This is a genomic window from Bradyrhizobium sp. S3.2.6 (assembly GCF_040546885.1).
Taxonomy (GTDB): domain Bacteria; phylum Pseudomonadota; class Alphaproteobacteria; order Rhizobiales; family Xanthobacteraceae; genus Bradyrhizobium; species Bradyrhizobium cytisi.
The window spans coordinates 622,795-642,517 of record NZ_JBEPOS010000002.1 but is presented as its reverse complement, the minus strand read 5'-3'; the positions used below and the strand labels follow the sequence as shown (position 1 = coordinate 642,517).

The 19,723-nt window shown below is 61.7% G+C and carries 14 protein-coding genes; 10 read left to right on the top strand and 4 right to left on the bottom strand.

What is annotated here, in order from left to right; all coding sequences use genetic code 11:
* Positions 1-54 precede the first annotated feature (54 nt).
* From ABID58_RS07235 to ABID58_RS07205, 7 genes are all read left to right on the top strand, one after another.
* Positions 55-1,353 carry a glycosyltransferase gene (locus tag ABID58_RS07235; protein WP_354032095.1) on the top strand — a complete coding sequence of 433 codons (1,299 nt, stop codon included), beginning with the start codon at positions 55-57 and terminating at the stop codon, positions 1,351-1,353.
* Positions 1,338-2,243 carry a hypothetical protein gene (locus ABID58_RS07230; protein WP_246229610.1) on the top strand — a complete coding sequence of 302 codons (906 nt, stop codon included), beginning with the start codon at positions 1,338-1,340 and terminating at the stop codon, positions 2,241-2,243. The genes ABID58_RS07235 and ABID58_RS07230 overlap by 16 nt, the downstream gene beginning before the upstream one ends.
* Positions 2,244-2,458: 215 nt before the next feature.
* Complete coding sequence (locus ABID58_RS07225) at positions 2,459-3,865, top strand: O-antigen ligase family protein (protein ID WP_354032094.1); 1,407 nt, start codon at positions 2,459-2,461, stop codon at positions 3,863-3,865.
* Positions 3,866-3,898: 33 nt separating this feature from the next.
* Complete coding sequence (locus ABID58_RS07220; protein ID WP_354032093.1) at positions 3,899-5,875, top strand: tyrosine-protein kinase domain-containing protein; 1,977 nt, start codon at positions 3,899-3,901, stop codon at positions 5,873-5,875.
* Positions 5,872-7,398, top strand: coding sequence for a hypothetical protein (locus tag ABID58_RS07215; protein ID WP_354032092.1), 1,527 nt, complete (start codon positions 5,872-5,874; stop codon positions 7,396-7,398). The genes ABID58_RS07220 and ABID58_RS07215 overlap by 4 nt, the downstream gene beginning before the upstream one ends.
* A 53-nt stretch (positions 7,399-7,451) precedes the next feature.
* Positions 7,452-8,276, top strand: coding sequence for a hypothetical protein (locus ABID58_RS07210; RefSeq protein ID WP_354032091.1), 825 nt, complete (start codon positions 7,452-7,454; stop codon positions 8,274-8,276).
* 59 nt (positions 8,277-8,335) lie between these two features.
* Positions 8,336-9,718: an oligosaccharide flippase family protein gene (locus tag ABID58_RS07205; RefSeq protein WP_354032090.1), complete on the top strand. Its 1,383-nt coding sequence runs from the start codon at positions 8,336-8,338 to the stop codon at positions 9,716-9,718.
* A gap of 50 nt (positions 9,719-9,768) precedes the next feature.
* Here the strand turns inward: ABID58_RS07205 and ABID58_RS07200 are convergent, their stop codons facing one another.
* Complete coding sequence (locus ABID58_RS07200) at positions 9,769-10,281, bottom strand: DsrE family protein (RefSeq protein WP_148749185.1); 513 nt, start codon at positions 10,279-10,281, stop codon at positions 9,769-9,771.
* A gap of 242 nt (positions 10,282-10,523) precedes the next feature.
* Between ABID58_RS07200 and ABID58_RS07195 the strand changes: the two genes are divergently transcribed.
* From ABID58_RS07195 to ABID58_RS07185, 3 genes are read left to right on the top strand one after another with little or no spacing between them, the layout of a single operon-like run.
* Complete coding sequence (locus tag ABID58_RS07195; protein WP_354032089.1) at positions 10,524-12,509, top strand: coiled-coil domain-containing protein; 1,986 nt, start codon at positions 10,524-10,526, stop codon at positions 12,507-12,509.
* Positions 12,510-12,553: 44 nt separating this feature from the next.
* Entirely contained in the window at positions 12,554-13,576 is a 1,023-nt protein-coding gene (locus ABID58_RS07190) for a TAXI family TRAP transporter solute-binding subunit (RefSeq protein ID WP_354032088.1), read from the top strand.
* Positions 13,573-14,193: a hypothetical protein gene (locus ABID58_RS07185; RefSeq protein ID WP_354032087.1), complete on the top strand. Its 621-nt coding sequence runs from the start codon at positions 13,573-13,575 to the stop codon at positions 14,191-14,193. Before ABID58_RS07190 ends, ABID58_RS07185 begins: the two co-directional genes overlap by 4 nt.
* 57 nt (positions 14,194-14,250) lie before the next feature.
* Here the strand turns inward: ABID58_RS07185 and ABID58_RS07180 are convergent, their stop codons facing one another.
* The 3 genes from ABID58_RS07180 to ABID58_RS07170 all read right to left on the bottom strand — a co-directional run bounded on the left by ABID58_RS07180 (position 14,251) and on the right by ABID58_RS07170 (position 18,938).
* Positions 14,251-15,753, bottom strand: a complete 1,503-nt coding sequence (locus tag ABID58_RS07180) for an HlyD family type I secretion periplasmic adaptor subunit (RefSeq protein WP_354032086.1) — start codon at positions 15,751-15,753, stop codon at positions 14,251-14,253.
* Positions 15,750-17,576 carry a type I secretion system permease/ATPase gene (locus tag ABID58_RS07175; RefSeq protein WP_148749189.1) on the bottom strand — a complete coding sequence of 609 codons (1,827 nt, stop codon included), beginning with the start codon at positions 17,574-17,576 and terminating at the stop codon, positions 15,750-15,752. The genes ABID58_RS07180 and ABID58_RS07175 overlap by 4 nt, the downstream gene beginning before the upstream one ends.
* 204 nt (positions 17,577-17,780) lie before the next feature.
* The gene (locus ABID58_RS07170; protein ID WP_354032085.1) at positions 17,781-18,938 is read right to left on the bottom strand and encodes a calcium-binding protein; all 1,158 of its coding nucleotides are present in this window, start codon (positions 18,936-18,938) and stop codon (positions 17,781-17,783) included.
* Between the last annotated feature and the right edge of the window lie 785 nt (positions 18,939-19,723).

Here is a 19,723-nt window from a genome sequence, read left to right as displayed (position 1 = left end):
GCCAAGACGTGGGCGATTGAGACGTGGGCGATATCGAATAAGGGAGCTTTGCGAATGTTGAAGCTAGGGCTGAGCGGCGATCAAAGATACGGCTCTCACCTCCCTGATAACCATCCAAGTGGGACGTCGAGGGCCCGACGCGATCCGCTGCAGCCCCATCTTCTTTATATCGGGGGCGAAGATCATCATCTGCGCATTCCGGCGATGTGCGCGCTGCGCGACCACGGCTTCCGCATAACAGCCGTGGCGAGCGGCGACCCAGCTCCATTTGCGCAAGCAGGCATCCGCTATCGAGACTTCCAGTTCAACCGGTTCGTAAACCCGCGGGCCGACTGGGCGGCGATCAAAAGCCTTACGAAAATCCTGGTCGAGGAGCAGCCTGATCTCGCGCAAAGCTTTGACACCAAACCCTCGATATTTCTGCCTTTGGCTGCGCGGAGCGCTCCTGGTGTGCTGGCCATTCGTACGATTAATGGACGCGCCTTTCTCTATTCATCTCGCTCCCCTCTCGCCCTGACACTACGTCCGGTTTATCGCGCGCTCCACAAGCTCGCGGCTCGCACCGCTGCCGCTACGGTATTCGAGATCGGTGACGACCGCGCATTCTTCGAGCGTCACGGGATCGCCGGCAAGATGCCCGTTCTGATTCGAGGTGCGGGCGTCGATGTCGAGGGGTTCGATCGAGCACTGAGCTCAGGACCCTCGCCAGCTCAGCTTCGCCAAGAACTCGGGCTTGGCGACGCCGAAGTCGTGATTACGGTGACGCGGATGACCAGGCAGAAGGGCATTCCGGCGCTACTCGACGCGGCAGCCCGGGTGCACGAGGTGCGTCCCGATGTACGCTTCCTGCTGGTCGGACCGCGCGAATCCGAAGGCCCCCTCGCCATCACGCAAGCCGAGATTGATCGGCATGCACCCTATGTGAAGGCGATCGGGCCGAGATCGGACATCCCGGCCCTGCTCAGGCTCGCAAATGTATTCGCGTTTCCGACTGAGTATCGTGAAGGCGTGCCTCGGGTTCTCCTCGAGGCCGCACTCGCCGGCCTGCCAACCGTGACCACGACCATGCCGGGTTGCGCTGAAGTCATCCGCGACGGATGGAATGGCTTGCTGGTGCCCCCGGGAGCGCCGCCCGTATTGGCCGCAAAGATTCTCCACTTGCTCGCCAATCGAGAGAAGGGCCTGGCCATGGCAGATCGCGCCGCCGAGTATGTCAGGAGGGAGTTCTCGCTCGCGACCGTTGTCGCTCAGCATGCCAATCTCTACAGGCAGTTGATCGATCGTGCGTCCCCAGCCCGGTTCAAGGACCGCAGCCTCGCGGCGGCGAGGGAGGATACATGCAGCGCCCTGTAGGGAAACGTGCCGCGTGCGTTACGTGGGCCGCGGTAGCAGTGCTGCTGGGGGCCGGCGCATTGCTCCTGCAGGCGCTCGTGTTCGATACGCCCACGCACGCGCAGGCCACAACCACGTTGCATTTCGCCTCCAACGGAAATTTCGACCCGGCCGGCAACTATCTTCCCGGTGCTGCCGGCTTCAATTTGGCGGACGTCAGCAGCCTGGCGCAGATGGAGGCTCTGCCGGAGGGTGTGAGGGGCCTGGTGTGGGTCGGTCAATGCAACGGCGCGGACACTAAATTCGTGGATACCGTCCGCCCGTTCATCGGCCATGCGAAACTGTTCGGCTTCTATTTGATGGACGATCCGGATCCGACCGGACAGCACTTCCCGCTTTGTACGGCTGACAATCTGAAGGCGGAATCGGACTGGATCCATGCCAACGTGCCAGGCGCAAAGGCTTTCATCCTGCTCATGACGATGACGTCGTCACGAACGCCGTCCTTCAAGAACGCCTACGACCCTGCCAACTCGCATGTCGACCTGTTCGGCATCGATCCCTACCCTTGCCGGACGGAGTTGAACGGCTGCGATTACCACCAGATCGACCGCTACGTCGCGGCGGCCGAGGCCGCGGGAGTGCCGCGCGACAAGATGGTCCCGGTCTACCAAACCTTTGGCGGCGGCCGCTGGATCAACGACGGCGGAGGCCGATACGTGCTGCCGACCGCAAGTCAGATGCAGCTGATGTTGGCTCGCTGGGACGCGCTCCTGCCGGCTCCCGTTTTCGACTTCGCCTACAGCTGGGGACCGCAGAATGGAGACTGGGCCCTCGCCGGTTCACCGGAATTGCAGGCAGCGTTCTTGAGCCGCAATCGAAACCCAATCGCTTTGAACCGAATGAATTGAAGGCCGATGGAAACCGCCCGAACGCGTCGCAACCGCAAGACATGCCAGCCGGGCGAGACTTATGTGCGCCTCAAGATAAGAAGGGCGGACAGGAGGTCTGGACTCCTGCCTGCTGCACCGCAGACCTTCGCGATTTTTCAGATCGTCACTCAAAGACTGCCCTCTTCGATCGAGCGGCGGTTACGGAATCGATCGACGCAGCGCGAGGTACGTCGATGATCCTGGACTTCCTGTTCGCATTCGGACTGCTGCTGACGCCCGCCTCCCAATTGCGGCTTGCAGGCTTGCCAGTCGGACCGGGCGAACTTTGTCTATTTATCTGGGTGATCCTCGTACTCGGTCGCGAAGCAGCTCGCCTTCGCTTGCTCCTGACGCCGGCTCTGTCGCGGCTACTGGTATTCTGGTCGCTGTTTGTCCTTGCGCAGAGCCTCGGAACGCTGATGGCAAAGCTCATCGGCGACGAGCACGATTCCGAATGGTTCATGCACGATGTCATGGCCTATCCCCTGTTGGCCGCCATCAGTTGCCTGAGCGTGGTCGGGTCGCACCCCCGAGCCAGGTTGCGCCGCATCACCTGGCTTCTGTGTGGACTCGGCACGCCGGTTATCGTCGCACAACTGGCCGACGCCTGGGGTCTCTACGATTTACCTTCGGTCGATCCAATGTGGTGGGATCAATTCCGAGGCTGGTCGTCGAATCCGCATCAACTTGCAGTTCTCTGCATGGTGCTTGGAATTCTATCGCTCCATCTTGCCGAAACGTCCACCACGCTCGGCTCGAGGATTGGCGCTCTCGCCTGCGCCATCATCCCAGTCTACACGGGCCGGATCACCGGGAGCGACTCGTTTACCCTCATTCTTGTGCTCGCCGGCCCGATCTTCTTGGCGTTCAAGTGCCGAATCTGGCTGTTCTCGCGAGCGCGGCAGATCAGCTTCCGTTCGGCGTTCGCCTGGGTGATTGTGCTGGCCTTGCCCGGGCTCGTGATTTCGATCGCGCCGCTGGCCTATTCGATTGCAGTCGAAGCCAGCGACCTCGCCAAATCGATGGCACGGGAAAACCCCGAGCAAACTAGAGAGAAGACGGAATTGCGATTTGAGCTTTGGAGCCAGGCCGTCAGGCGGGGAGTCCAATCCGGCATGCTCGGCCTAGGCCCTGGTCCGCATCTCGAAATTCCGAGTTCCATCGTCTCGGCAAGGAACCTGGATACGATCCACCCCCAGTTTGTCGAGCACCCCAAGCCCTCGTTCGTGCCGAACTTCGAGGCGCACAATACGATGCTCGACCTATTTACCCAGGGCGGGCTCCTGGTCGTCTTAAGCTTCGTCTGGCTCGTTGTAATGGCTTTCAAGTCCGCCTACGCGACCGGTCAAGCAGGCTTGCCGACGTTACTGTGCGGTCTCTGCATTTACGCCATCGCCACCTTCCTGCTTCGGCATCCTATCTTCTGGTTTGCAATCGCTGTCTGCCTGACCGCAGAGCCGATGCCGGCGGGCCAACTACGATCGATCGCCAGAGGCAACGCACTGCGTTGCCATGCTCGCCTCGCGAACGCATGGGGTCGATCTCTTACACGTCCGCGACCGGCATATGGCGCGAGCCAACTGGGCTCGAGGTCGAGCTAGCTGCGAGGATGGACCGATGGCAGGGAGGTACGGATGCAGTTGATGGATAAGACGGGTCTCATCGCCGACAGCATACCATTGAGGCCCGATTACGAAGGCATGCGGCAAGACGACCCGACCACGATCGCGCTCGAACCGGGCTTCCAGCAGGTGATTGGGATCCTGCGTCGGAGGAGCAAGTTCATCCTCACCATCGCCGGCGTAGGAGCGATGCTTGCCGGCATCGCCGGCCTGGTCATCACACCCAAATATACGGCGACCGCGCAGGTCGTCCAGGTTCAGGGCGGCACTTCCCTAAGTCCCGAGGCGCTCCAGCAGGCCGTCGACACTCAGGTGACCATGCTGACATCTCCCTATCACCTGCGCCACGTTCTCGACAGCTTTCGAAACGACCCAAAGTTTCGCGGACTGGCGCCCGACGTCGCAGTGGATCCGGCCATCGTGCCGAAACCTGCTCAGGCCGAGACGAGCGAGGCCGGCCCGCTAGGCCTGAATGAGCTCAAGCGACGGCTGGGTGTCTGGATTGGACCGCTATTCCATCACAGGCGAACCGACGCAGGCCTGCAATTCGACGATCTCCAGCGTCGTCTGCAGGTCCTCCAGGAACGCCGCTCACGCATCATCAACGTCACCTTCCAGTGGACGAGTCCCGAGAAAGCCGCCGACATCGTCAACCGGATCGTCGCGCTGTACGTTCAGAGCAATGCCGAGCAGCAGCGAGCCTACACCGCCGGCGAACTGGCCCGGCTTGACGAACGAATGGCGACGGTCAAGGCCGACATCGAGCGGACCAGCGCAGCTCTGCACCAGGCAATCCAGCGGCGCGCCGATGTGGGCCGCAACGCCGGCGGCGAAGAACAGGGAGCTAGCGCCGACCCACGCGAACTCGAACGCCGAACCGCCGCCAACGCACAGCTTTATGCAAGTCTTCTCCAGCGCCAGAAGGAGATCCGCGAACAGGAAGAGCTCGTCAACCCGGACGTCAGCATTCTTTCACTTGCCTCTCCGCCGTCGCGACCGAGTTCTCCGAATCCGATCCTGTTCATGCTCCCTGCCCTGATCGTCTCGCTCATCTGCGGGAGCTTCGTCGCGCTCATCCAGGAGCGCCTCGACAAATCGCTGCGCAGCGAGAAGGAAATCACCGATGCGCTCGGACTCTCCTGCATCGGTTTGGTCCCGCAAATGCCCGTGGGCCATCTGACTGACGCAGGAGACTATGTTCGGGTCGAGCCATTCTCTCCGTACGCGGAAGCGCTTCGGTCAACGGCTGCGACGTTGCGTCTGGCCGAGCCAGGCCATGTGAAAACGGTCCTGATCAGCTCCAGTATCGCCGGGGAAGGGAAAACCACGCTCGCCCGGGGCCTTGCAGCTTATGTCGGCCTTCTCGGGCGGCGTGCGCTCGTGATCGGCATCGACCTTCACAGAGGCATGCGTGTTACCGAGTTCGACAACGCCGGCGAGCGACGAATCGTCGGTCTACAGAACCGATCGCTGGCGGACTCGATCCGGCACATTCCGCAGGCCGGCTTCGACTACCTCCGGATACCCGGCTATCGGCTCGACCCAATAAGTGCCATCGAACAGATGGCAGAACTCATTCGCCAACTGCGCGAACGCTACGATTGCGTGATCATTGATGGTCCGCCCGCACTTGCAGCCATCGAGGCCCGATTGCTCCCGCCGATCGCCGACAAGCTTCTTTTCGTCGTCAAATGGGGGAGCACGAGGCGGGAGGTCGCTCAGAACGCCTTGGGTCTCCTTCGCAACTGCGGGCGTTTCGACAACGAGCGCGGCGATTTTGCAGCGGCCATCGCGACACAGGTCGATCTCAAGAAACAGGCGCAATACGGTTATGGCGATGCGAGCGAATTTGCCGCCGGGGCGGCAGACGCGCCTCGCGCCGGCATACGCCAACGCTTCCTCGCAATCACCTCCTCCCTGTTTCAGTGGATGCAGGACATCGGACTTCAAGCTGCAAGATCATTCGGCCGAAAAGGGCACGAAAGATGAGACAGGATGCCCTGCACAGGACAGACCTGACCGGCTCGACCGCCGAGAGCGCGATCTTGCCGCTGAATCTTATGGTCTTGAACGACTTTGATCGGCACGACATCACCTACTTCTACTGGAAGAGCAGCAATCGACTTTACCGCGGACTGACCGGCGACGGCGATCTCGATCTGCTTGTCGCAAAACAGGATCAGCACCGCGCTCAGGCGATTCTCCTCGAGCGCGGTCTCAAGCTCTTTCCCGCCGTCGCCTATCGTGACCATCCGTCGGTCCTGAGCTATCTCGGCCATGACGAACCGAGTGGGCGGATCGTGCATCTCCATCTGCATGTCCGACTGGTCGCCGGCGCCAGCCTGCTCAAGAACTACCACCTGCCGTGGGAAGAGGCCCTGGCGAAGCGAGCGATTGCTCATCCGGAGCTGCCGATCCGTATCCTGGAGCCTGTGGACGAGGCATTGCTGTTGATCGTACGCGGCTGCCTCGAGCTAAGGCGATCGGATCCGGTCGTGCTCCGCAACTGGCAGGCAATGACGCGCAAATTTGCACTTGATCGCACGGAACTCGCCGGCCGAATTCCTCGCGCGGCACTCAGAAGGCGAGCGGCTGAACTTCTGGGCGGCGATCTGGCCGACATGGTCGCCGATGCCCTGTATTGCCAACCCGCGCTGGAACATCAGCATCATCTGCGGCGGCGTATCCGAATGCACTTCGCGCCGCATCGTATCTACAACGATCTTGAGGCAGGACTGCGGAGCCTGACACGCGCCACACACCTCGTCGCCGGTTACCTGAACAAGCGCTTTCTCTGGGCACCGCGACCATGGAGCCGACGAGCCCCAGGTGGTGGGCACGTCGTGGCCGTCATCGGCGTCGACGGCAGTGGGAAATCAACCATCGTCGCGACAATCCGGCAGTGGCTCGGCGAGGAAATGGATGTCATTCCCATCTATTTCGGTACCGGGGCAGGACGCCCCTCTCTCGTCTTATGGCCACTCAAGCTGATGGTGCCTCTGGTCACGCCGTTGTTCAAGACCAAGCCCAAAGGCTCATCGCATGGCAAGATCTCGGACCGCCCTCCGAGCCGAGTGTACAGCGCTCTCATGGCGATCTGGGCGACGGCCACGGCCATCGAAAAGCGCTCCAAGCTGTCGGCCGCGCATCGCGGGGCCCGCCGGGGCCTTGTCGTGGTCACGGACCGATACCCGCAGAACGAGATCGCCGGCTTCAACGAAGGTCCGCTGATGCCACGCCTGATCGGGATTCCGCTCTGGCTACGTCGGTTTGAAGCCAAAGCCTATTCACTTGCCGAGCGCCTTCCACCGGACATCGTCATCAAGCTGGTCGTTCCGCCGGAGGTTTGCGCCAAACGCGAACCCGACATGGATCCTGCCGTGATCACGCAGCGTATCGCAGCTATCCCGCGACTAGCGTTTTCCGGCGCGCGCGTCGTCTCGATCGACGCCCAACAGCCTCTAGCCGATGTCATTCGCGCGGTGAAGAAGGAGGTGTGGCGGATACTCTAGAGCAAACGACAGAACTGTCCAATTTCAATCATTTCATTTGTCTGAGTTCGGATATGATCATCGAGCTTTTCGGTCCTCCAGGCGCCGGCAAGACCACTCTTGCTCGTACTCTTGCCGCACGTCTGCGCGAGCGTGACTACACCGTGGACCTCGTACTCAGCCATCGGCCGGCGGAACGCTCGCCAAGCGAGACCGTCACGCCGTCAACGCCCCTTCGGAAGATCTCCTTCACGACGCGGCGCTTGACGCGTCCGCTGGCGGAATTGGTGTCCATGATATTCCGACCGCGGGGGATTTCACGCGATCTCGGGACAGCATTGAATCTGATCAAGGTCCTTCCACCGTCCAACCCGCTCTCTTCGCTCAGGCTGCTGCAATACATGTCCAGATTGTCGCACGCATGGTTTCACAGATCCGCGATCGCGCACATCGTCTTGTTCGATCAGGCGTTCGTCCAGGCGATTTGCTCTCTGACACTGCTTTGCGGCATCGCCGACGAAGCATTGATCTCGTACGCGCTGGATCTTGTTCCCGCACCGGACCTTCTGATACGCCTCGACGCGCCGACCACGCTCCTCGAGGAGCGGCTTCGCGACCGACATCATCTCGGGGGCAAGATCGAACAGCTGCTCGAGCTGGACGTGGAAACCAGCCTCAGCTCACGCAGCATCGCCGACCTCCTGCACGAATTGCTGCGCAGGAAAGGCCGGAACGTCGTGACCATATCGTCGCTCGATCAGGCGTCTCTCGCCACGGCCGTCGAACAAATGGAACGTCAGATCGTGAGCATCGTCGAGCAACAGAAGCACGCCACGACCAAACCAGCACATGTTGAAGCGGAACTCTCAGACCATTCCCTGTTGAATCATTTTCCTTGAATCGTTTTTCGACCCGGATTTTTGGGCGCTCGATAGAGCCAGTACTGCAAGGACAGAAAATGGAAATGCACGACCGGAGCGTTGGCCACGCGCGGATCAGACGAGTGGTGATCGGAGGAGCTGCCGCATTCTCAATCTACGTTGCCAGCGCCGGCGTAACTGCCTGCGCGCAACTCCTGATAGCCAGAATTGTCGGCGCTCACACTTACGGCGTCTACGCCTATGTCATCGCCTGGATAACCATCCTCGCATATTTCTGCGCGCTCGGCTTCGACATCGCACTGCTGCGCTTCGTGTCCGCGTATCAAACCACGGGAGCCAGCGGCCTTGCGCGAGGCGTCATCCAATACGCGGAGCGACGTTCACTTGGCATAAGCCTTCTAGTCGCGTTCATCGGGGCGGGCATTATCGAGATCTGGCCCCGGCCGTTCTCAACGGAGTTGACGAACACCTTTCTGGTCGGCTTCGTTCTCATTCCCATTCTGGCGCTGTTATGGATACGCTGCTCGATCGTCCGCGCTTTTGGCGGCGTTGTGCCGGCACTGTTGCCCGACCGCGTGGTGCGGGACGGATTACTTGTGATCATCGTCGTCATGGCCGGTCTTTTCCTCGGATCGCGCATCGAGGCACAGGGGATCATGATGGCGACCGTCGCCGGCGCCGTCGTCGGACTCGTGCTCGCCAGCCAGGCTGTTCGGAGATTGTGTCCAGACGCAATCAGGGCGGCAGAGCCTCAATATGCGCCCACAAGTTGGCGGCAGACTGCCGTCCCGTTCATGATCATCGCGGGCGCAGAAGCTCTGCTCAACCGCGCCGGCGTGGTGCTGCTCGGATGGTTCGGGGAAACCAGAGAGGCCGGAATATATAGCCTGGTCTTCAATATCGCATTCCTCGTGGCATTGCCCCGCACTGCGATCAATACCCTGTTCGCGCCGACCATCTCAAGCCTGTTCACAAGGAACGATCGGGCGACCTTGCAGGCACTCGTGACTAAGGCCGCTTTGTGGACGCTCTGTACCTCGGTGGGCATCGCGCTCGGATTGGCGATCATGGCCGAGCCACTTCTCTCCTGGTTCGGAGGGGATTTTGTGGCTGGCGCCGCCGCCCTGCGCATCTTGCTCCTGGGGCAGGTGATCGCAGCCGCCTTCGGATCTCTGCTGCTCATCATGACGATGACCGAGCACGAACGGGGGGCTGCCGTACTGCTGACCCTGAGCGCCGCCATCAACATCCTCGCCAGCATCGCATTCATCTACTGGCTTGGATTGACCGGCGCTGCGATCGCCAGCGCAACCGCGCTGATCATCTGGCACATCGCCATGGCCTTCTTCATTTTCCGGTACCTGCGGCTGCTGCCCGGCGTCCTCGGGGTATTCGTGCCGAACCGCAAGGAAAAAGCCACGGCGCGCCCCGATGTCCGTGTAGAGGCGCCGTCCGTTTGAGATTTCGTACCTCGCCGGCGCACCACAACGACGCGCCGGCCGGCCGCGTTTCAGGGGCGCAGGTAGCTCCAACCCTGCTCCTGCAGCTCCATCAGCCGAACCACGCCGGATTTGGTGACCTTCGCCTGCGAGATCAGAGGTATCTCCTTGGCTTCGGTCCTCGCCATGTTCTCCTTGGTGTTTCCGCACGCGGAGAACGAGACTTCGGGCATGGTCTCGCTCATGGACCTGATGCGCGCTTTCACAGGCGAGGTGTCGTCTCGCAACATGTGCAATCCTGGTCCGAATGCCACCAGTTCGACCTCGACCTTCTGACCGATTTCCGAATAGTGCTGAACCGTGTTGCTGACGTTGTTCAACGCGAGGTTCATGAGCGCCGGATCATTGACGTCCACCTGGACGACGAGCCGGTGCGACTGCACACGCTTGGGACTGACGATCATCTTGGCATTGGCGTTGAGCTTAGGGCTTCCAGCTTGAGAGGCATGAGTTGTCTGGACCGCGCTCACCAGAAACGCGCCAGTAAAGGTCAGACTGGCGAAAACGACGATTGTCTTGTTCATGCTGTTTTCCCCTGAATTGTGCGGAACGCGCAGCCTGGGCTGGCCCGTCCAATCTGTTGCGAGCGGCTGCGTTGGTCAAGGAAGGCACAGCGGCAGCGCCGACGATCTACTTTATTCCCGGTACGGCGCGCCTCTACCTCCTTGTGGCTACCTATACTGCCACATCGACAGAGCACCGACCAAGGCGGTGTCATTGATGACGCCGAATGACAAGGTGCCTAAGGCTAGTCTGAGCTGTCACGATGGAGTTACAGGCAATTGCGCACGAAATGATCGGCTCGCTGAGCGGCGTTCCCCGTCCTTTCCGACAGGGCCGATCGCTTGGCGGAGATCTCGTGTGGACAGCCGCTGCGGCGGCATTCCTCCTGGCACTCCTTGTCGGATTCGCGCATGGCGGCCCGCGCGACGCTATCGAGTTCGGCGTCCCGGCGGTTGAAGCCGAACGGATCAGGCAGCACGAGGCACTTGAACAGGAGCGTGATCGAGCCGACAGGCTCGCACGTGAACTGGCAAGTGTCCGAGCAGAGCTTAACTCTGCCCAGCTCGAGCGGGCGCACGCGATGGGAGCCATTGAGCTGGGGATCAGGCAGACCCACGCCCTTGAGCTGGAACGGGACAAGGTGAACAATCTCGCGCGAGACCTCTCATTCCTCGGGGCGGAGCTCGCGGCGGCCCGGATCGCAGCCTCAAAAGCGGTGCAGATCTCCGCAGCAGAACCCAAGCAGGAGCCGATAGTCGCACCTGGAAGCGGCACAGGGAGCGCCGCGGCCGAGCTTGCGTCGCTCCGATCGGACCTCGACGTCGCGCGGAGCGCGGCGACTGAAGCAACAACGGCCCTCGCCGCCGAGGTTGCGGAGAAGCAAGCGCTCGAAGTCGAGCTGAAGCAGCAACGCGACAGATCCGAGGGGGCCGCCACCGAGCTGGCCTCCCTCAGGGCCGAGCTCGAAACCGCACGGACCGCCGCCACCGACTCTTCCAAAGCCGCCGCTGCCGAAGCCACGCAAAAGCAGGCCATGGAGCAGGAACTGAAGCTGCAACGCGACAGGTCGGATGCCGCCGCAACGGAACTGGTCACCCTGCGGACGGCGGCCAGCACAGCTCGAGCCGAGACCTCCGACGTTGCGAAGGCGGCCGCTGCAAAGTCGGAGCGGAGTGTCGCCCTGGAGAAAGAACTGGCGCAACAACGAGATCGAGCAGATGCCGCCGTGAAGCGGCTCGCCTCCGTCCAGGCTGAGTTCGAGGCCGCGCAAACCGCTGTTATGAAAACCCGCAAAACCGAGACCGAGCAGAGGGAGGCGCTGGAACGCGAGGTAGGCCAGCAGCGAGATAGAGCAGACGCGCTCGCACGCGAAACGGTATCGCTGACGAACCAACGTGATGACGCGCGTTCCGCCGCCGGAGAGGCCGCTAGGGCCACCGATGCCGCCCAGGCCGAGAACAAGAAGGCAGCAGTCAGACAGAGGGACAAGAGCGAAGCTCTCCTTCGCGAGCTGACCTCCACGCGGAAAGAGGTCGAGGAACGTTCTGCGGGCCTCGCCGCTGCCTATGCCGAGATCCTCAGGGTCACGGACCTCAACGCGACGGCTGCGAAGCAGAACGATGCCCTCGTCAGTGAGCGCAAGCGCGCCGACGATCTCGCACAAGAGCTTGCATCGGCCAGGGTCCAGCTCGCGGATGCGAACGGAAAATTGGCCGCAGCGGCTTCCTCCGCAAATCGGCCGCCGGAGCGGACCGCACAGGAGCGTGCGCCCGTTCTCGCTCCTAACGGCGAGGAAGGAGGCCGCTCGCGCGAGCAGGACACCGCCCGGACGGTCGCCTCCAACCCACAATCTACCTCGAAACCTGGCTCATCGACATTGCAGGCGCAAACGACAAATCGCGCCCCACCCGCGGATCCGGGCTCGAAAGTCGCTGCGGCATCGGAGCGCTCTGCTCGAGCGAGCGCGACGCCCCGCGCCCCCGCAGACGAGCAGAGGCTGCTTGCACGGGCGACTGCGTTGCTCCGGCAGGTCGACATCAGCAGCGCTCGCCAATTGCTGGAGTTGGCTCTTGCGCGCGGCAGCGCGCAGGCCGCCTTCATGCTTGCGGAGACCTATGATCCGCCCGTGCTGGAATCGTGGCGTGCGCGCGGCGTCGCGGGCGATCGGACCAAAGCGCGCGACTTGTATCAAAGAGCAAAGGCCGGCGGCATTGACGATGCAGAGGAGCGCATCAAGGCGCTGAAGTAGCGTCGCACCAGATCTCGAAGCAGCCAGACGACGGAGAACGACACATGGGCATGATCAAGTTCGCGTCCGCAATTTTATCGGCGCTGGTCGGGCTGCAAATGGCGGCGAGCGCCCAGTCTGTCAGGACTCCTGCAGCGCCAGCCGCGGCACCGGCAAAGAACGCCGACATGATCGCAAAAGAGCGCATTAATGCTTGGACCGTCGGGCTCGCAGGCGGTCTCATCGAGGGTGCTCCGCTTCGACTTGCGGCGGAGATCGCCCGCGTCGTCAACGAGGAAGACAAGCTCCACGTCATCCCGATCGTGACGACCGGCGCGACGGAGAACGTCAATTCGCTGCTCTATCTGCGGGGGGTGGATGCGGCGATCATCAATACGGACGCCCTCGACGAGTACAAGGCCCAAGTCCCGTCGATCGACCGGCGAATCGTCTACATTCTCAACCTTTTTCCAGCTGAACTGCACGTCTTCGTGCGCCCCGAGATCAAGTCGCTCGATGACCTCAAGGGTAAGAAGGTCAACTTCAACACGCAAGGCACAGCGGCCGCTTATTCCGGTCCGTTGATCTTCAGCCGGCTGGGGTTGAATGTCGAGAAGATGTTCATTCCCCATCAGGTCGCATTGCAGCAGATGAAGAGCGGGGAAATCGCGGCGGTTGTGTTCATCACGTCGAAGCCGGTCGATGCGTTTCTGAAGGGGCGTTGGGAGCCGGGATTCAAGTTCCTGCCGGTGGAATACGATTCACGATTCGAGGACTACTATCTCCCGTCAGCGATCGACTCGGCGGACTATCCGAGCCTCGTGTCGAAAGGAGAACGCATCTCAACCATCGCGGTCCCCACCATTTTGGCAGGCTACAACTGGCCGAAACAATCCGACCGCTACGTGCGCATGGCCCGCTTCGTGGATCAGTTGTTCGGCCGGCTCGACCGCCTGCAGTCGCCCGGCTTCGATCCGAAATGGAAGGATGTGAGCCTCCGCGCCAACGTGCCCGGCCTCGCCCGGTTCGGCCCCGCACAGGAATGGCTCGATCGCTCACCGGGCGCGACGGTGGGACTGTCACGATGAAGGGCACGGTTGCCGTGGCTTTGATTACATTCGCAAGTCTAAGCCTGCCGACCCGCGCACAGGCGGGCGATGCTACCGATCGGTTGAAGGAATGTGCCCGGTTCCAAGGAATGGAACGGCTGAAATGCGTCGACAATTTGCTGAGTGAGGCGGCAGAACCGACCACAACGGCACCACCTCGAGGGCTGGACTGGATCATCAGCGAGACGACCTCGCCGGTGGACTACAAGCCGCAGATCTCGGCGCAGACCATGGGACGTCGAGCCACGAAGGATGCCCCCTCCTCGATCGCGATCCGCTGTCGCGGCAGTCGGACCGAGCTGACAATACCCACCTCGCCATCCTGGAAGCAGCCTCCAGAGACCGAGGTGAAGGTCGCGTACCAGATCAACGACGAGCCATCCGTCGAAGAGCGCTGGCGCGCGACGGAGGGAGGCAGAAGTCTTACCTTTCAGGGTGACGCCGTTCGCCTGTTGCGCGCGATGCCGGAGGGCGGCCGGCTCCTGATCAAGGTCTACGCGGGAAAGACTCTCCCATACGAAAACACGTTTGACCTGGTCGGCCTGGATTCCGTCCGACGCAAGCTCGCGACGGCCTGCAATTGGTCTGGTTCGTGAGGAAGCGCCCCACCTGATCGGAGATCGGTTCTCTCCCTCGCTCCTCCCTTCGGCGCACTAGTTCTCCCGCATGCCGCGACGTATCGCGTCCGTCATCGGTTGTGTGAGATAGGCCAGCACGGTGCGTTCCCCGGTCGCGATGAGAACGTCGGCCATCATCCCCGGCTTGAGCTTTTCCCGGATCGTCTCGGGGAATTTTGCCACCTGCACCGAGACCTTGACCTCGTAATAGGGTTGATGCGTCGCTTCATCGCGAACCGCATCGGCTGCGATCGAGAGAACTTCGCCGACGGCGATCGGGGTGGAGCGCGCCTTGAACGAAGGAAGCCGGATTTCCGTGGGCAACCCGACCTGTACATGATTGATATCAAGGGACGACACTTTCGCCGCGACCACGAGCACGTCGTTGTCGGGCACGACCTCCATCAGGACCTCGCCGGCCCTGATCACCGCTCCCACCGTATGGACTTTCAAATTCACAATGCGTCCGGAACGCGGTGCACGCACCTCCATCCGAGCCAGAACATCGTCAGCGGCCCGCAGCTTCTCGCGCGCGTCGGCAAGTTGCGCCCTCGTCTCGGTCAGCTTTCCGGTCGCTTCCTCCAGGACTTTCTGTCCGACCTGCTCGATCTGCAACCGCGACTCGTCGATCACGCGCCCGTAGCGGGCGATATCGGCCTCGTAGGCGCCGATCTTGCCATCGAGCTCGGACTTGCTGCGCTCGAGGGTGGCGACACGGGCGAACGCGACGATCCCCTGATCGGCGAGCGGCTTGAGCTTGGCATATTCCTGGCTCACGCTATCGAACTGCGCCCGTGTCGCCTTGCTTTGCGCATCATTTCCCTGAATCTGCCGCTGCGCCTGCGCAATGCGCTCTTCAAGAATCGATACCTCGATTTTTCGCGCGGCGCGGCGTTCGTCAAAACGCCGCTTCTGGTCGCCCATCGCGCGCTGCGCCGATGGGTCGGAAGCATTCTGAGTCAGTTCGGCGGGAAACGTGATCTTATCGCGTCCCTCGGCTTCTGCCTGTAAGCGCGCCTCCTCGCCAATCGCCGAATAAACGGCCGAGCGCGCGATCCCCTCCTTCGCCCGTTCCTGGGTTGAATCGAGTCGCAACAGGACCTGCCCTTCTGCGACATGAGCGTCGCCGGTCACCATCAGACTTTGAACGATGCCGCCTTCAAGGTGCTGCACGGCCTTCTTGTCGCTCTCGACCACGACCGAGCCCGTCGCCACCACGGCGCCATCGATCGAGGCCAGGGCGGCCCAACCGCCAAACACGACGAATGTGAAGAACACGATGGCGAAGCCCCGCCTCGCTGGAGTGTGCCAATCGCCGGACGGGCCACCAGCGGCTTGCCCCGAGCCCCACAGCGAAAGCAACGGCCCAATGGCCATCGCAAGACGAGGAAGCCGCCTTGCCAGTGACCGCAAATTGGCTATGGCGTCGGACAGGATGTGGCGCGCCCGAGGCCTGCCGCTCGCGCTCAAGCGCTTCAGAAGCTCCGTGAATTCATTTTGAGGAGAGGCTTCTTTGACCGACATCATGTTGTCCATCATTGCCTCGTCGCGTGAGCTGCGCGCACCGGCTTCGCAAGAGGCGCGTTGAGGGGAGCGCCGTCGGCGCGATGATGAGCTTCGACTTGGTGACGGTGCTCACCCGGCGCTCGCGCATCGCGATGCATCGGCGTGACCGCCTGCCCCAGCAGCACGGGAAGAAGTTCGTCGCGTGTTCCGACCCGCCCGAGGCGTCCTTCGTGCATGAAGACGATCTTGTCGACCAGGGCGAGCAGGTTGGGGCGGTGATTGATGATCACGACCGTTACGCGGTGCTTCCGGAGCGTCTGGATCGCATCTGCGAGTGCGCGGTCGCCATCGCCGTCCAAATTGGCATTCGGCTCGTCGAGCACGACCAGCACGGGCCTGCCGAACAGCGCGCGCGCCAACCCGATGCGCTGCCGCTGACCGCCCGAAAGACCGGCCCCGTTATCGCCGACGACGGTGTCATAGCCCTTCGGAAGCCGCTGAATCATGGCATGCGCGGACGCCAGTTGCGCAGCCTCGATGACCGATTCATCCGTCGCGTCGTCGCGAAAGCGAGCGATATTGTCACGCACCGTGCCGGCGAACAGCTCGACGTCCTGCGGAAGATACCCTAGGCGTTGCCCAAGGAAATTAGGATCGAAATGCCTTGTGTCGTTCCCATCGATGCGCACGCAACCGCGGACGACGGGCCAAGAGCCGACAAGAGCCCGTGCCAGCGACGATTTCCCGGAGCCAGACTGTCCGACTACTGCAACGATCTCACCGGGGGCCAAGTGGAAAGAAACATCTGCGACCGCCGGCATTTGGGATCCGGGTACGAGCACCGTGACGGCTTCGACCGAAACCTCACCAGCCAGTGGCGGCAACTTGGTTGGCGGGCGCTCTGAAGCCCGAGTTCGAAGCGCGGCGTCGAGCCGCGCATACGACGTACGCGCGACGACGAGAGCCTTCCATTGCGATACGGCCGCTTCCACCGGTGCAAGCGCGCGCCCCATGATGAGCGAAGCCGCGAACAGAACGCCTCCCGAGATCTCCTGCTGAATTGCGAGATAGGCTCCTACTCCCATGATCGACACCTGGAGTGCCATCCGCAGGAATTTGGAGATCGCAAGGAGCGTGCCACCGCGTTCGCCCGCGCGGGCGCCGTCGAGAAGCGCCTCGCCATGTGTCGAGCTCCAGGCGTTGCGCACGGCGGGTCCCATTCCCAACGCACGGATGGCCTCGGCGTTGCGTAGCGAGGATGTCAATCGGTCCAGGGCATGAAGGTTTTTCGACGCGGCCGCAATGAGCGGCGCCTTGGTGGCGCGCTCATTGAGGAAGGCCAGAAAGAGAATGGCAACCGCACCGGTCAAAGCGACCAAGCCAATCAAAGGATGAAGCAGGAAGCATATTGCCAGGAATATCGGTGTCCACGGCACGTCCATCAACGACGTGATCACACCACCCGACAGGACCTCGCGCAGAGTGTCCACGTCACGAAGCAGTTGGACGTGATGCGAGCTGCTCGTGCTCAGGGAATGGCCGAGCGCGGTCTCGAAGACTTCCCCGGAAAGGAGCTGGTCGAACTGCAGGCCGACTTGCACCAGGACCCGGCTGCGAAAATGCTCGAGTGCCGCATAGCTGACAAATACCGCGAGCGCGATCAGCGAGAGCAGCAGGAGGGTCATTCCGTTCCGGCTGGTCAGCACGCGGTCGTAGATCTGCATCGTGTAGAGCGGCGAAACGAACACCAGCAGGTTTATGAAGATAGATAGTCCACCGGCCGCAAGCAGGCCAGGACGTATCTGACGGAATCCATCCGCGAGCGCGGAAACCTTTGCCGAAGCGTACATGTGCATATCCGGGCGGCCCTTGGACGGGCAGCGGCAAGCAGTTGAAATTTTGCATGTGATCGAGCGCGATCGCTCGCATTCCAACATTCCGCCTTGCGCAGAATGGCACCCCGGCCCGCGGCCACTGCGGCAGCAAGCGATCCCCTAGGCAATTCTCATACGCGGGGCGTGCCCCGCGTATGTCTCTGTTGACGAAAACGGTCTCTCAGATCAGAAGTGCCACGCGTGATGGTCAGTGTGATGACTGATCAGATCTGCCATATGAGTCGCGGCATCCGTGTGGGTCGAAGTGGCATCCGTTGCACCGCTTCCGCTCGCAGTCGCAATCGGCGTTGTCGACGTCGGAACGATTGCCGACGAGGCTGTCGGTGCGCTCGTCGCAAGCTGCGAAAAATCGAGCCCGTGATGGTGATGATGGTACTGACCATCGGTCGTCGTCGATGTCGAACCACCGGACGAACTGCCGCTGGTCGAGCCCGTGGTCGTGCCACCGGTGGTGGTACCGCCGCTCGAGCCGGTGGTTGTACCACCGCTCGAACCGGTCACGGGTGTCGTGCTGCCGCCCGAACTGACCGTCGAGCTTCCGCTGGTGCCTCCGGCCGGCGTCGTGCTCGTAGCGGTGTTGTGCTGCAGAAACACGCTCTGAAGTGCCGACGAGCCCTCAAGTGCCGTGTCGCCGTTCTGCGAGCCCCACGCATAGGCGTAGTCGAAGGCCGGATTTGGAACGGCCGCCGCCCAATGAGCGAGCATCGTCTGTTCCTGCGCAGCCGTCGGCATCACGTAGTGGCCTCCGCTGTCATCGGCCCAGTTGCCGCCGCCGAAGGTCTGGAACACCGGGACGATGTGGTCCGCCGAAATCCCCGCGGATTCGGCGGCGGTCACGGCCTTGTCGATCATGCTGTAATCGACCGTGCTCATGTCCGATCGCACCGGATACGGATCGATGCCGAACAGATCGATGTGGGTGTTGGTCGGGTTGTAAGTATTCGCGAACGTCGGATTTTCCGAAGACCCCATGTTCATCATGGTGATGAAGGTCTTTGCGCCGGGAACGTTGGCGTGGATGTAGTCCGACTCAGCCTTGAGGTTGGCCGCCGTCACCAGCGTATTGTACTGTCCCGTCGGATCCGGCTCATCCTTGAGATAGAAGCCGTAGACTTTCGGATTTCCGATGTAGGGCTTCACAGCATCCATGAAGCTCTGGGTGACGCCGTCCCCCTGGTCAAGGTAGACCATGCCGCGCACGCCAGACGGCAATGCATTCAACTCGTCTACCGACGAAACATCGGCCAGGTTGAAGCCAGCCGCGGCTGGCGCGTAGGTACCTTGCGCATTGATGTTGTTACCTGCGGTGTAGTGTAGTGTCAAATCGCTTCCCCTATCGTGGTGAGTGCCCCCAGCACCTCCAAGTCTGAGTGCAACCGGCCTCTCATTGCGGGTGAACGTATGTTTACGTTTGAGGCAGGAATCTCGGTTCGATCAGGCGGAACCAAGGGATTATTGTGCCGAAAAGTTGGGCGCCCAATTGCGCCGCAATTTGCGCGATGCATCCTTTCCAGGCGTTTCTCCAGCAGCATCAGTAGTCTGAGGTGAGAGCCGCGCGTGAGATGCGCCCCGTCTCCGTGCATGGCCGACGTTCACAACCTGATTGAGCCGCTCGAATTACACCGGGAGCAGACCAGCAGAATGGCCAGGCGAGGTACCTCTAATGGAGCATTCGCATCTACGATCATACCGTTCACCTAACGCTCCGGGAGCGAGCGAAGACGACAGCGGACAGCCGACAATACGTTGCCCGTTTCGGGTGCCGGCGATCGCGCGCAGTTGGTTGAAGCGAACCGGCTGGATTTATGGCTCCGGATTACTCCCGACGAAGGATGTTTTCACCGAAGCGTTTCCGTGATTCAGTCCGGGACGTCGGGGGCCGGATGCGAGTTCATGGCGCGGATTTGGTGTTGAGCAGGTATTGTGGCGCTGAAGTTGAGCACGCGGAGAGAATTAGGAACTGCAGTTGGGCATCGGATGATTTGGTCTTTTCAGCACTGTTGTCCGAGACCTCTTTTTATCGCCGAAGTACGACAGCTGCCATTTTTGTCTCGCCCGCGATCGAACTTCCCGCCTGCCTGCGTACCCCTCGTTCACAGCGCACGCGT